9 protein-coding genes are annotated in these 14,733 nt (G+C 60.5%); 7 read left to right on the plus strand and 2 right to left on the minus strand.

Going from position 1 to position 14,733, the window contains the following annotated elements; translation table 11 throughout:
* Positions 1 to 91: 91 nt before the first annotated feature.
* The 6 genes from U0004_RS06985 (at position 92) to U0004_RS07010 (ending at position 8,372) form a co-directional block, all read left to right on the plus strand.
* On the plus strand, positions 92 to 2,887 hold the full coding sequence (locus tag U0004_RS06985; protein ID WP_070257233.1) for a type VI secretion system Vgr family protein: 2,796 nt from the start codon (positions 92 to 94) through the stop codon (positions 2,885 to 2,887).
* 18 nt (positions 2,888 to 2,905) lie between these two features.
* Positions 2,906 to 5,197 carry a T6SS effector phospholipase Tle3 domain-containing protein gene (locus U0004_RS06990; protein WP_070257235.1) on the plus strand — a complete coding sequence of 764 codons (2,292 nt, stop codon included), beginning with the start codon at positions 2,906 to 2,908 and terminating at the stop codon, positions 5,195 to 5,197.
* Between the two features lie 58 nt (positions 5,198 to 5,255).
* The gene (locus U0004_RS06995; RefSeq protein ID WP_139144168.1) at positions 5,256 to 6,872 is read left to right on the plus strand and encodes a type VI lipase adapter Tla3 domain-containing protein; all 1,617 of its coding nucleotides are present in this window, start codon (positions 5,256 to 5,258) and stop codon (positions 6,870 to 6,872) included.
* Between the two features lie 13 nt (positions 6,873 to 6,885).
* Positions 6,886 to 7,152 (plus strand): PAAR domain-containing protein, encoded by a 267-nt coding sequence (locus tag U0004_RS07000; RefSeq protein WP_070257239.1) that lies wholly within the window; start codon positions 6,886 to 6,888, stop codon positions 7,150 to 7,152.
* Between the two features lie 84 nt (positions 7,153 to 7,236).
* Positions 7,237 to 7,899 carry a hypothetical protein gene (locus U0004_RS07005; RefSeq protein WP_070257242.1) on the plus strand — a complete coding sequence of 221 codons (663 nt, stop codon included), beginning with the start codon at positions 7,237 to 7,239 and terminating at the stop codon, positions 7,897 to 7,899.
* Positions 7,900 to 7,937: 38 nt separating this feature from the next.
* A complete protein-coding gene (locus U0004_RS07010) occupies positions 7,938 to 8,372 on the plus strand; it encodes a DUF695 domain-containing protein (RefSeq protein WP_070257244.1) in 435 nt (144 codons plus the stop codon).
* Here the strand turns inward: U0004_RS07010 and bla are convergent, their stop codons facing one another.
* Together bla and U0004_RS07020 are read right to left on the minus strand one after the other, a co-directional pair.
* A complete protein-coding gene (gene bla / locus U0004_RS07015) occupies positions 8,373 to 9,266 on the minus strand; it encodes a class A beta-lactamase (protein ID WP_070257246.1) in 894 nt (297 codons plus the stop codon).
* Entirely contained in the window at positions 9,259 to 11,934 is a 2,676-nt protein-coding gene (locus U0004_RS07020; protein WP_070257248.1) for a hybrid sensor histidine kinase/response regulator, read from the minus strand. Before U0004_RS07020 ends, bla begins: the two co-directional genes overlap by 8 nt.
* A 516-nt stretch (positions 11,935 to 12,450) precedes the next feature.
* Here U0004_RS07020 and U0004_RS07025 point away from each other — a divergent pair.
* Complete coding sequence (locus U0004_RS07025; protein ID WP_070257250.1) at positions 12,451 to 14,682, plus strand: TonB-dependent receptor; 2,232 nt, start codon at positions 12,451 to 12,453, stop codon at positions 14,680 to 14,682.
* Positions 14,683 to 14,733: the final 51 nt, after the last annotated feature.

Below are 14,733 nucleotides of genomic sequence, written 5' to 3' on the forward strand. Positions count from 1 at the left end.
TTCTTACTAAATATCAAGTATTTCCTTGCCATCCCATGGCATTGTCGGTTCTCCAGCTTGATGAGATGCAAGCGCGCATGAGGAGAATGCCATGGACGGTGACGAGTCGATATCGGGTGCCCAGCGTCCGCTGCGCCTGCGCTTGGGGGGCTCGCCCAAGGTGCCCGCCGGTGTGCTGATACCGCAGCGCATCGCCGGCAGCGAGGCCATCTGTGGTGGCATCGAATACCGCGTGCTGTGCGTCTCGACGCATGCGGACTTGCCGCTGAATAGTTTGATCGCCTTGCCCGCCGCTATCGATATCGTTACCGACCAGGGGCAGCTGCGCAGTATTTGCGGCATCGTCGCGCAAGCGAGCGCCGGTGACAGCGATGGCGCGCTGGCCAGCTACCAGCTGGTGCTGACGGACGCCTTCGCCATCATGGAAAAGCGCTGCAATACGCGCGTCTTCCGGCGCCTGACGGATATCGAGATCGTCAAGACCCTGCTCGACGAATGGATACGCAGCAATACCGTGCTGGCGCACGCCTTCCAGTATGCGTTTGCCGATTTCTTCGAAGCGCAGGCATACCCGCAGCGCGAATTTGTCATGCAGCACAATGAGTCCGATGCGGCCTTTGTGCGGCGCCTGCTCAAGCGCAGCGGCGTAGCCTGGTTTTTTCGTGCGGAGGGCAATACGGATGCACATGCCGAGCCGGCGCATACCCTGGTGCTGTTCAACCATGCCGACGGCTTGCGGAAAAACATGGCGGACACCGTGCGCTATCACGCGGACCGGGCAACCGAACAGCGCGACACCCTGACGTCGTGGAGCGAAGTGCGCAAGCTGCAGGCGGGCAAGGTGACGCGCCATAGCTGGAATGAGGAACACCCGCGCGCGCGGCCGTTCATGACTGCCGATGCCTTGGGGCGGGGGCAGCAAGGCATGCATGGCAATGCCATTGCCGCCACCCTCGATGATTACCGCGTGCTGCCGCCGCGCGCGGGCGCGGATCATGAGGCTTTGTGCCAGCTGGGCATGCTGGCCATGCAGCAGCACGATTACGAGAGCCATTGCTTTCACGCCGAAGGCAGCGTGCGCGACCTGTGCCCAGGCGAGTACTTCAGCCTGGCCGAGCATCCCGATATCGACGCCTTGCCAGTGGCCGAGCGCGATTTTGTCGTCACGTCGCTGCAGGTGGCGGCGCAAAATAATCTACCCAGGGAACTTGCCGCCAGGGTGGCGCGTTTGTTTGCGCGTAACCGTTGGCTGGCCGATGAGGCATCGCTGCCGCAGCGCGAACTGACGGCGGCGGTGGACGATGGCCCCTTGCGCATGCATATTGAACTGGCTGCCGTGCGGCGCGGCGTGCCCATCGTTCCAGCATACGATGCGCGCATCGACCTGCCGCCAGTTCCCATGCAAAGCGCCGTGGTGGTGGGGCCGACGAATGAGGAAGTCCATTGCGACGCGATGGGCCGGGTCAAGGTGCGCTTTCCCGCCACGCGCACGCTGGATCACGAGCATGCAGGCGGCACGGGCGCCTCCGACACGGATGCCGATTCGGCCTGGGTGCGCGTCGCGTCGAGCTGGGCGGGTAACGGTCCCGGCAGCATGCTGCAATGCGGCTATTTGGGCTTGCCCCGCGTGGGCAGCGAAGTCTTGCTGGCCTTTCTCGGTGGCGATCCGGACCGGCCCATTATCGTGGGCCAGTTGTACAACCACAACGCGCAGCCGGCTGCCTTGAGCAAGGCAGGCGACTTGCCCGGCAACCGTTATTTGTCCGGCATGAAGAGCCGCGAAATCAAGGGCACGCGTGGCAACCAGCTGCGCTTTGATGATGTCCACGGACAAATCAACACCCAGCTTGCCAGCGATCACGGTTCCACCCAGCTCAACCTGGGCTGGCTGACGCAGGATCGGCGCAATGGCCAGGGCGATGCGCGGGGCGAGGGCGCTGAATTGCGCACCGACGAGCAGTTGGCGATGCGGGCGGGCAAGGGCATGCTGATTTCCGCCTGGAAGCGCCTGAACGGCGATGGCGGCCACATGGCGCGCAGCGAATATCTGGGCTTGATGGAAAACTGCCTGGAATTGTTTCGTTCGCTGGGCAGCTATGCGGCGACGCATCAGGCACTGGAACAGGAAGATCACGCGCAGCAGGAGTTGCAGCACAGCTTGAAAGGCTGGGAAGGCGGCAGCAATACGGCGCCCCGTGCCGAGCTGGGTGGGGCGGCGGCGATAGCCGTCACGGCGCCCGCCGGCATCAGCTTTGCCAGTTCGAAGGCTATCGTCAGCTACGCCGCCGGCAGCATCGATACCGTGGCGCAGCAGCACCTGCAGGCGGTGGCTGGCCAGCGCTACAGCGTGAATGCGGGCAAGGGTATCTCGCTGTTTTCCCACGCGGACGGCATCCGCGCCATCGCCCACCATGGCAAGTTCCTGCTGCAAAGCCAGCATGACGACATGGAACTCAATGCGGCGAAAAACCTGAAGCTGACGGCCAGCGAAGGCAAGGTGATTGGCATGGCCGATGAAATCGTGTTGATTTCCAAGCACGGCGCTTTCATCCGCATCGCCGACGGCATCACCTTCGGCAGCAAGTCGCCGCTGCAGTTCAATGCGCCCAACTTTGTCTTCAACGACCCGCAAAGCATGGCAGTGCAAATGCCAAGCTTTGCCGAAGGCAAGGCCGATCAGCAATTCATCTTTCAGTACGCGGGCGACGACAGTGCCGTCGATGGCGTGCCGCCAGCACCGCAGCTGGCGCCGCAGGCGCACTTTTCCGTGAATCTGGGCGATGGTTCGGCGGCCGATGGGCGCAGCGATGGGGGAGGCAAGACAGAGGTGCTGGAGCGCGCAACGATGCATCTGGCCGCCATCGAAGTATTCAACAACAAGGATTGATGAGGCCAGGAGAGTGCGATGGGCAGCTATCCGAAAGTACCGTACGTCGTGGGTGAGGACGTGGCGATCCTGCATTGCGAACGCAGCGTGTGCAAAAAGGTCCAGATACGCCGCAACCTGCCGGGCAATATCATCGTCATCCATGGCGTCAACGATGTGGGCGTCAGCTACAAGGCGGTGGAACATGGCTTGTGCGAAGGCTTGACGCAAAGGCTGGGGCGCGGCTTTACGCCAGCTTCTTACCGCATGCCCGTGGCAGCGGACAAGGACAGGCTGGAAGACGATCCCGACGCCGTATTCTTCAAGCGCACGATCGCCAAGGACACCGATAGCCCCGTGATTCCGTTTTACTGGGACTACCGTGAAGTCGAAGGTAAGACGAGTACCGTCAACGGCCAGTTCGTTGACCGTTACGGTAACCGCCTCGACAAGGACCTGTCCAAGGAAGGAGGTCCTTTCGGCAACGCCACCAGCAGCTTGCCCGACATGTGGCGTCCGGGAATCTATGCGCCAGCCGATCCCATGGGGGATGCCTTGCGGCCACTGAGGACGGCGCCCGGACGCATGTATATGGTGCTTGCGGCTCAGCGGCTGGCCGCGCTCATTTCCATGATCCGCGATTACGATGCGGATGATACCGTCAGCATCGTTGCGCATAGCCAGGGTTGCCTGCTGTCGCTGCTGGCGCAAGCCATGTTGATGGAGAAGGGGCTGGCGCCAGCCGATAATTTGATACTCACGCATCCGCCGTACAGCCTGGTGGACAGCCTGCCTCTGTTGATGCGAGGCGCTGCCTGGTTCGATGGCGGTGAGGATGCGGCGATGAAGCCCTATTACCATTTGCTCAGTGGTGCGCAGACGCTGGGTGCGCGTCTGAAGACCTTGGTGAATATAGTTGCCGGGGTGGCGAAGGGTAACGGTCAGCCCTGCATGCCGCCGTTTGCCGATCTGAAGAAGGACGAACATCGCGGCATGGTTGGCAGCCGCTGGCAAGGCGCTGATGACCGCGACAATCGCCGCAAGGTCTATCTGTATTTTTGCCCTGAAGATATGACGGTGGCGCTGGATAATATCCAGGGCATAGGATGGGATGGCGTGCCCGATTATGCCTCGGGAAGTGAATTGATAGAAGAAGAGGAGACATCCAGTCTTGATGGGTACAGTATCTCCTCCGGACATACCAAGATGGTGGAGCACAAGCAGGTACGCGGCGCGCTGGCGGAACTGGGCAACAGGTTTTATCAGCGGGTATTCAGCAACAAGACCAGACTGGATCCGGCTACGGGAAAGACCACGGTGTCGTTGGTTGGAAAACCGCCGCCTTTTGATTTTCCACTAAGGCTCATTACAGAAAGCGAACAGTCCCATGTGGAGGTTTCCTTGCGTAGTCATCGTGCGCTACACAAGGCGTTGGCGTGGCCTGTCAATACCAGGTTGAGCAAGGTGGAACAGCGCAATGGCGTACGCACCATCACTGGCGAAGCGTTGAAACAACCGGTACCGGCCGACTTGCGTGGCACCTCGCAAATTGATCCCGCCAATATTCCCACAACGTCCATGATGCGAAACCGTAAACCTGAAGATCAGGGACCTGTGGAAGAAGTCGATCCCTGCGATGCGTCGGTAGCACCGACCAGCGGAAGCGGCATGCAGATACGCAGCGAATATCGTCCTGACCCGGGAGGTTATCAAAAGTTTCCCGAAAGGGAAGAATATCTTAGTCAACGAGAGTTGGCATTGATGACGGCAAGCTACAACAAGGAAAAAGGACTGCACGAGAAAGACAAGCGGGATCAACGCGAAGTTGTTTCCGCGAAACGCTACCCAGACAGCAAGGTCGTGGCACAGATTCAGGAAAGCCCGAATGAGTCACGCTTGCGCTGGCAACGTGAAGTGAGTCCAAGATCTTTCCATAGTTCCATCATCGGCAGCGCGAAGAATCACAGCCAGGTGACGGCGTATGACGTGGCCATAGGCAGTGGCAAGGCGTCGTCAGATCCGCAGTTTTATGCATATCTGTGTGCGGTGGCGGATTGGCGAGTGAAGATTCTGAAGAAAGGTGAGCAACCGAGAGACGGAATACTATTAATGCATCGATTTCGTGCTTTGTATTCTTCTTATCTGGATGTTGAGCCAGCATGGCGGCAATCAATTATTGAAGGGAATATTGGCTATTACAACAGCGGAAGTTTGCCTGCAGGACTTCCATTACTGTCGGGCGCTTTATGGAAGATAGTCGTATCGCAAACAAAAAATATGAAAATAGTGGCCGAAAAAAAGATAAGTAGCGTGTCCAAGACGCATCGATAACAGATTATTTGAACTGACTGTGCTTCCTTCGGAATTGCTGACTCAAAAGGTGAGAACTATGATGATGCTTCGTTGGTTGGGGATATCGATAGTTGTTGTAATTCTATTTGCTGGCTGGTTATGGCTAGGCGCCGCATCTAAGAGTCAGGCACGTGAAATTGCGTCACAGTTGCAGGCGCAACAGAAAAAGCTGCCTTTGGAATTAGGACGAGAGTATGTGCTGGAAGTGATCGGATTTGGCGTGACGTTGGATAAATATCGGCAGGGTAAATTGTGGGAATCCTTACAAAAGGGAAGTGCTTATACCAGCATACGTGAGCAGGATCCGACGAAGTATCCGTGGAAAGGGATGGATAAGGATGGGCAAGGGGGAGGCCGAGCCTGCGACGCATTGGAAAACGGCGTTAATTTCACGCCCATGTATTGGGGCTTGCCATCGTTTTATGCTGGTTCTCCCATTCTTGATCCTGATGAGCAGCCCAGTTTGTACGAGCCGATGGCCGGACTGGTAGCAGGTGCATCGACAATTGGTCTGCCGGCACATTTATTTTCCATAGGACCTTGGAAACTGGATGAGAGACCGGATCGCTTGTTGATTGAAGTCTTTGAATTTTTCGACCAACATCCAGAGCTGCCTTATGTTGTTGTACATTCCGAAGATAGTTTGGGTACGCGCGATGGAGGTCGCAAGCCGGGTGATGCAATGAAACTAAAGGATGGCTATTACGTCCCCGAGATGCCCGATACCACCGCCGTGTTTGTGTTGGCGCGCCGCGAAAGAATAGATCCTTTGCGTCCTTACGTATGGGAGGATCCCGAGAATAAGTTTGTACAGGGGCAATTCAAGGCCATGTATTACGATTTGAAGAGTTCATTGGCCAGGCCAGTCAAATCAATATGGTCCAGTTTTAGCATGTCTCGTCAACCCACCGTCGCCGAATGGCTCACGGCTGCTGCCGCCTTCGCCCAGCGGCCCGATATCCGCGGGGCGGGCTTGCATACTTTCGACAAACTCAACCACTGGGAAAATCGTCCCCCGCGTGACTGGAAACCGACGCCTTGGTTTCCCATTCCGTGGAACCGGGAACAGATGGAAACCTTTGACCGTTTGCCCTCGTTCGGTTTCGTGCATCGGCCCGTGTTTGTCAAATTTGCGGATGAAGAGGGCAAGCCCGTCACGCGGCGTGACCAGCGCCAGAAGATGTTCAATGCAGGCTGGCAGCAGGCGCTGCAGACCTTGCCGGAAGCAGAGCGCGGCAAGGGGGCGGCGCGCATCGTGGCAGGGACGGGAAACCAGCCCGAGCAGTTACTGATGTTGGAAAGCATGCTGCACGACTACGCGTCACAGGGTGGACCGGAAATCGACAGCAGCAAGAGCGCGCAGTTCATCAATACCGACCATCGCCTGGGCAATACCGGTGCGGCGACCTGGTTCATGCAGATGGCCATTGGCGTGATGGGCAGCTATCGCGATGGCGGCGCCAGTGCGGCGATCAATCTGCGCGACAATAATGAAGCGAGCATCATCTTCATCACGCCGCCATCGGACACCAAACGCCGGCAGCAGGATGCCAATGGCGATATCTTCCGCAGCCGCGTCACGCCGGCCGTCGATCCGGCCAACTACGCGGCGCCATCGGTGGAAGCCATCCTGGAAAGCTCGGCGGGCAGGTAGAACGGGAGGCAGCATGCGCAAAGTCATCCGTTTGGGCGACGCCACGTCGCATGGCGGCAAGGTGCTCAGTTGTGCCGCCACGCATTGTACGGTCAACGGGATTCCTGTCGCCTGCGTCGGGGATTTGTGCAGCTGCCCCATCAAGGGACATCAGGGCTGCAAGATTGCCAGCGGCTCGTCCCGGCACAGCATCAACGGCATTGCCATCGCCTTCGAAGGCGATACCACCACCTGTGGCGCCAAGTTGCTCGCTGGCGGCGCCACCTTGCGCACCTCCTGACGCCGCGTTCGCCTGCCATTTCCCGGTAACTATATAATCTGCGCTTGGGCGATACCCGCCCTGGACTCAGATTGAAGGAATGCCATGCCAGGTTATTTCGTGCGCCCCTTGGCGCTGTGTGTAGTGTCGGCCATGTGCCTCTCTGCCAGTGCCGCCGAGGCGGTGGCGGTGGATGCGCAGCAGCGCGCGTCCTTGCTGGAATTTTATGCGCAGCAATATCCGGGCGAGCCGGCTGCACGCACCGTGTTCGAGAGCGTGCCCGTGGTCGGTGGCCGTGGCAGCGAAGTGGTGGGCAGCGTGGAAACGTCGCCGTATCGTGGACATGGCGCGCTGTGCCGTACGCAGCGTACCAAGTTCGTGCTGCACGGCGAGGGCAAGCAGGCGCGCTGGCAGGAGGCGGGCATGGAGTATTACGCCTGGCTCGACCGTGGCACCTGCCGCGCGGTGGCCGAACCCGTGCGCATGCTGCAGCGCGTTCCCGATGTCGAGCTGGAAGGCGTGTTGCTGTATCAGAAGCCGCTGCTGGAGCGGGCGCGATTATTGATGGCGGGTAACACGGCCTGTGCCCCGTTGCGGGCGCTGAAGTTTGCGCTGGCGGCCGTCGACGTGGGCGCCGCCGCACCGCGTGCCGAAGAGCGTTATGCGCTGGTATTCAAGAGCGACCGCGACAGCTACGCCCGCGTCTGGCTGCGCAAGAGCGGCGCCCAGTATGACGCGTGGAATGTGACTTGCCCGCCAGTGCTGTAAGCTGCGCCCCTTCGATTGTTTTTTTGACTGTTGCAACCATGAACGAAAATTCCACTTCCGCCCGCAGCTGGGGCACCATCGTCACGCATAGCGACGAGATGGCCATCATCTACCGCTATGTCGACACTTTCCATGACGATTGGGACCTGTCGTCGCAGCCGGACCGCATCATCATCGCCTGGCGCTATGAGGACGAGACGGGCATGCCCGCGCCGAACGAGCGCGAGCACATGGAAGAGCTGGAAGCGGCGCTGGCGCCCGTGGTGGAAGAGGAAGGTTTTGCTACGCTGGCGCTGGTGTCGACGGGCGAGAACTTGCGCGAATGGATTTATTACACGCAGTCGGGCGAAGAATTCTTCAATCGCCTGAACACGGCGCTGGCGCCGCGTCCAAAGTTCCCGATTGAAATCCGCAGCGCGGCCGACCCCGCCTGGTCCACGTATGCAGGCTTCATGGCTGCGCTGCCGAAGTAATTACACCAGCGCGGCCGTCACGATGCGCGTGGCGGCCGTGATGATGTCTTGATTCGTGTCCGCTTTTTTCTGTTCGCGCGTGTAGTACACGGCGATCACCAGCGGCGCGCCGCTGGCCGGGTAGGCCACGCCGATATCGTTGACGCTGCCATACGCGCCCGAGCCCGTCTTGTCGGCCACCTGCCAGCCGGCCGGTACGCCGGCGCGGATGCGTTTGTCGCCTGTCGTGTTGCCGCGCATCCAGGCGTCCAGTTGCTGGCGCTGCGGCGCTGGCAAGCTATTTCCCAATAACAATTGCTGCAAGCTGTGCGCCATCGACGCGGGGCTGGCCGTGTCGCGCACTTCGCCGGGGATGGCGCTATTCAATTCCGTTTCCCAGCGTTCCAGCTGGAACACCGTATTGCCGATGCTGCGCGCATAGGCCGTCACGGCTTGCGGCCCGCCTAATAATGTCATCAGGAAATTGGCCGCGCTATTGTCGCTGTACTGCAAGGTGGCGGCGCACAGATCGGCCACGGTCATGCCGTCGGCCAGATGCTTTTCCGTGATGGGCGAATAGGTGACCAGGTCTTTTTTCTCGTAACGCACGTGCTGGTCCAGCAAGCCCGGCTGGCTGACGCTGCGGGCCAGCACGGCGGCCGCCAGCATCGCCTTGAAGGTGCTGGCCAGGGGAAATCGTTCGTCGGCGCGATAGGCAACGCGCAGGTCGCTGCCCTGGCGCCAGGCGGCAACGCCGAGGCGTCCGCCGGCGGCTTTTTCCAGCGCGGCCAGTTGTGTCTGTGCTGCGGCGATGCTGGTGGCGGGCGCGGCAAACAGCAGCGGTGCCGGGCACAGCAGGGCGGCGCCGCCGGCCAGCAGGAGGTTGCGGCGGACGTGGTTCAGGGATTCAGTCATGGTTTGTGGGAGTGTTGGGAGTGGAAAGGGCGGCCAGCAGTTCGCCGATGGCGAGCAGGTTGGCCGGTTTGGTCAAATGGTGGTCGAAGCCGGCCGCGCTCGATTGACTGCGGTCGTTTTCGGCGCCCCAGCCCGTCAATGCCACGAGCACGACGTTGGCGCCGGCCGGTATCCGGCGCAGCGTGCGTGCCACTTCATAGCCGCTCATGCCGGGCAGGCCGATATCGAGGAATATAACGTCTGGCAGGAATTGCGGCACCAAGGCCAGGGCTTGCGCGCCATCGTGGGCCACTTGCGCGGCATGGCCCATCATGTCGAGCACGGCGGCGAGGGTCTCGGCCGCATCGACATTGTCGTCGACCACCAGCACGCGGAAGTGCGGGCCGCCGGTGGTGTTGGCAGGCGCAGCCAGTACGGCAGGCGCCTTCGCTTCCTCCTCCAACAGTGGCAGGCGCACGCTGAAGGTGCTGCCCAGGCCGGCGCCTGGACTGGCCGCCGTGGCGCTGCCGCCATGCAGCTCGGCCAGGCGCCGCACCAGCGACAGGCCGATGCCCAGGCCGCCCTGAGCCCTGCCCATGTTCTGCCCCACCTGCGTAAACATGTCGAAGACGGTAGCCAGCGATTCGGCGGGAATGCCCACGCCGCTATCTTTGACTTCAATCAATGCCTCGTTGCCGTCGCGTAAGGCGCGCAAGCTGATATGGCCGCCGGCGGGCGTGTACTTGGCGGTATTGTTGAGCAAATTGCCCAGCACTTGCGCCAGGCGCGTGGGGTCGGCCTCAAGCAGCAGCGCCTCTTCAGCAAGTTGCACCTGCAACTGGTGGCGGCCCGCTTCGATCAGCGGCATGCTCGTTTCCACGGCGCCCGCGATGATGGTTTTCAAGTCCGCGCGTTCCAGCTTGAGTTCGATCTGGCCCCGCGTGATGCGGGCCACGTCCAGCAAGTCGTTGACCAGATGCACCATCTGATTGACTTGCCGCTCCATCACGTCGCGCACTCTCGCCACGGTGGCGGGCTTGTCGGCGGCCAGGCGCATGATCTGCAAGCCGTTGCGGATGGGGGCCAGCGGGTTGCGCAGTTCGTGCGCCAGGGTGGCAAGGAATTCCGTCTTGCGCCGGTCCATTTCGGACAGGTTGTCGGCCAGCTGGCGCAATTGCTGCTCAGAACGCTTGCGCTCGCTGATGTCGCTGAACAGCACCGTCAGCAGGCGGCTGCCGGGGCCGCCCAGGCGCGCGGCGAAGACTTCGAACCAGCGTTCCATGGCCACGGCTTCGTTTTCGTAGCGCACGGGTTCGCCCGTCTTGACGACCTGGTCGTACAGGTCGAACCAGTGCTGGTCGTGGTCGGGCACGAAGCTGCGGATGGTCTTGCCGATGGCATTGTCCAGTCCCGATTGCTTGACGAAGGCGGCGTTGCCTTCCAGGTAGCGGAAGTCGACAGGGCGGCCTTGTTCGTCGTACAGCATTTCGATGACGCAAAAGGCCTGGTCCATCAGCTCGATCAGGGTGCGGTAGCGTTCCTCGCTGCGGCGCAGCGCATCTTCCACCTGTTTCTGGCGCGTGATGTCGAGCAGGACGCCGGGAAATTGCAAGGGCGTGCCATCGGGGGCGTATTCCGCGCGGCCCCGCGCGATGACCGAGCGGTACTGGCCATCGCCGGCAGCGACGCGGTAGCTGGCCTCGAACGGCGCGTGTGCGTGCAGCGCCTGGGCAATCTGCGCGCTGACTTGCTCGCGGTCATCGGGATGGATGATGTCCAGGTAGCGCGCCAGCGGCGCCGCCGTAGCCGCATCGGCATTGACGGGGAACAAGCGTGCCAAATTGCTGTCGGCCGTGACCCGGTCGGCCACGATGTCCCAGTTCCAGGTGGCCACTTCGCCGGCCGCCAGGGTCAGGCGCAGGGTTTCCTCGTTCTGTTTGCTGGTCGTCAGGTCGAGCGAGATGCCGGACAGGGCGATTACATTGCCGGCGCCATCGCTGGCGCAGGTGCCGCGCATGTGCGCCCAGTGCAGTGAACCATCGGGCCAGCGCACGCGGATGTCGATTTCGAAATCGCTGGCGCTGGCGATGGCGGCGTGCACCACCGTCTGCCAGTGCTGCAGGTCGCCGTCGAGCATGGCGCCCGTCAGCTGCGCGTAATCGATGCGGCTGTCCGGCGGCAGGCCCAGGTTGGCCTTGAAGGCGTCGGAGCCGGCCATGCTGCCGCTGCCCAGGTCGATCTCCCACGTGCCCATGCGGCCGCCCTGCATGGCCAGGCGCAGCCGCTGTTCCGTCTGCCGTTGCTGCGTCACGTCGCAATGCGAGCCCAGCCATTCAACGATGCTGCCGTCGGGCGCCAGCACAGGCAGCATGCGCACGAGCATGTTGCGGTAGCTACCGCTGACGTGGCGCAGCCGGTATTCCGCCTCGAACACGCTGGTCAGGTGCGATGGCATGACGTACGGCAAGTTGCGGTCGTCCGGATGCAGGGCATTGACCCAGCCGCGGCCCAGCAGTTCAGCCTCGGTCTGGCCTGTGAAGGCGCGCCAGGATGGCTGGTCTGCGTCGAACTGGCCGAAGGTTTTCGTGCTCCAGACGATGTCGCAATGGGCGCTCAGCAGTAAATGCGCCGCTTGGGCGGCGACGGTGGAGGACGGGGCGGCGTTGCTGGGCTGGCTGGGTTCTGGCATGGAGGTTATGGACGATGGTGCAGGGGCCCCGCCGCACCGGAATGGGGCGGCCTGGCAACTCAATTCTGGCGATATTACAACTATTTATACGCTCTGGGCTGTCTTGCAGGACGCCGTTTCCACTTTCTCAGGGTTGGCGAAAAAATCGCGCCAGGCGGCAAGTGATCGGGGGAAATAGCAAGGAAATAGCAAGACAAGGGCGCTATTGTGGCTGAATAACCACTAGTCAGCGCATTATGTTGATGAATGAATATTTTACATAACAATATTCTTGCAGCGTATAAGGCGCTTGAATTAAATTGGCGCCTTACTCAAAAGTTGGTGTTCATCAGACATCCCAGAGATGCGGCCAGACCGCTGTCGGCGTGGACGACAGCCAGGGCAGAGCCAGTGACGCCATGGGCGGAGAAACATCCGCTCGCGCTGCTGCACCGTGATGGTGCAGGCGATCATCCAGCGCCGTACATAACCCGGAGACAGGTTTCGCAATTCTTTTTTAAACTTCTGGGAAACAACATGATCAAGATGTCCAAGATGCACAAGCGTTTGTGCGCCAAAAGCGCTGCTATGCTGGCACTGTCCGCTGCCTTGCCTATCGGCTCGGCTTATGCTGATGAAGTCGCTGCTGATACGACCCCTGCCGCCAGCCAGCTGGAAACCGTGACCGTGACGGCGCAGCGCCGCAAGGAAAATATCCGCGACGTGCCCGTCTCCGTGTCGCTGCTGCGCGACGAGAAGCTCGACGTGCTGGTGTCCAGCGGACAAGACATTCGCGTACTGGCCGGTAAAGTGCCGAGCCTGAACGTGGAATCGTCGAATGGCCGCACCTTCCCCCGCTTCTACATCCGCGGCTACGGCAATACCGACTTCAACATTTTTGCATCGCAACCTGTTTCCCTGATTTACGACGATGTCGTGCAAGAAAATCCGATCCTCAAGGGCTATCCGATTTTCGACGTGGCTGGCGTGGAAGTGTTGCGCGGCCCGCAAGGCACCTTGTTCGGCCGCAATACGCCTGCCGGCGTGGTCAAGTTCGAATCCGTGAAGCCGAACCTGGACAAGGTTGAAGGCTACTACAACGTTTCCGCCGCCACGCACAACACGACCAACTTCGACGGCGCCGTCAACGTGCCGCTGAGCAAAGAATGGGCGCTGCGCTTCTCGACCCTGCGCCAGCACCGCGACGATTACGTCGACAACACCTTTACGGGCCAGAAAAACGCGCTGGACGGCTACAACGAACACGCCGAGCGCGTGCAACTGATGTACGCACCGAACACCACCTTCAATGCCCTGTTCAATGTGCACCAGCGTAACACCACGGGCAGCGCGCGCGTCTTCTACGCCAACATGATCAAGCAGGGCACGAACGACATCGTCGACGGTTTCGACCCGAACAAGTCGTTCACGAATGCGCCGAACTTCCAGCGCCTGCGCACCAACGGCGCCAGCGCCCGCCTGAGCTGGGACCTGGACGGTATTAAACTGTACTCGATCACGGGCTTTGAACAGGTCGGCAATTACGTGTCGCATGGCGATATCGATGGCGGCACGCCGACGGGTCCAGGCTTCATTCCTTTTCAGGTTGAAACGGCTGGCGGCATCACCAGCGTGAAACAATACTCGCAAGAATTCCGCGCCGAATCGAAGAATGCCGGTCCCCTCAACTGGCAGGCAGGCGTGTACTACTTCAACGAAGATGCCAACGGTTTCACCGACAACTTCGATACCAACACGCATGTGCTGACCACGCACCTGGCCAGCCGCCAGAAGAACTCGGCCTGGGCAACGTTTGGTTCCGTCAACTACGCCGTCAGCGATGACTTCATGCTGCGCGCCGGCTTGCGCTACACCAAGGACAAGAAGGATTTCAACACGGTGGAAGCGACCAACATCGTGCAGGTCAACCCGACCAGCGCCGATGTCAGCAAAGCCAAGGTCAACTGGGACTTGAGCGGTACCTATAAATACAACAAGGACGTGAACTTCTACGGCCGTGTCGCTACCGGTTTCCGCGCGCCAAGTATCGCCCCGGCCAGCACCAGCGTGCCTGTCACCGTGGCCGATGCTGAAACGATCACCTCGTTCGAAGCGGGCATCAAGGCCGACCTGTTCGAGCGCCGCGCCCGCGTTGCCTTCAGCCTGTACAACTACCAGGTGAAGAACCAGCAATTGACGGTCGTTGGCGGCACTTCGAACGTGACGCGCCTGATCAATGCAGCCAAGACGAATGGCCGTGGCGCCGAGCTGGAACTGGAAGGTTTTGTCACGCCTAGCCTGAAGATGTCCCTGGGCGGCAGCTACAACTTCACGGAAATCAAGGACCCGAGCCTGTCGATCGCCACCTGTGCCCAAACGCGTTGCACCGTGACCGATTCGCTGACCACCGGCAACCGTGCCATCATCGACGGCAATCCACTGCCGCAAGCGCCGAAGTGGACGATCACCGCCACGGGCCGTTATTCGATTCCGATGGAAAACGGCGAATTCTTTGTCTTCACGGACTGGGCATACCGCAGCAAGATCAACTTCTTCCTGTATGAAGCAACCGAGTTCACCGGCAAGCCGATGGTCGAAGGCGGCTTGCGCGTAGGCTACACCTGGGATGCCGGCAAGTATGAAGTGGCCGCTTTTGGCCGCAACATCACCGATACCCAGCGTATCACGGGCGCCATCGACTTCAACAACCGCACGGGCTTCATCAATGAGCCACGTCAGTTTGGGGTGCAATTCAAAGGCAACTTCTAATTGCCAGACTTCAGGTGCCGGCCATGTGCTGGCGCCTGCATTGCAACCCGC

Source organism: Janthinobacterium lividum, from assembly GCF_034424625.1.
Classification (GTDB): Bacteria; Pseudomonadota; Gammaproteobacteria; order Burkholderiales; family Burkholderiaceae_D; genus Janthinobacterium; species Janthinobacterium lividum.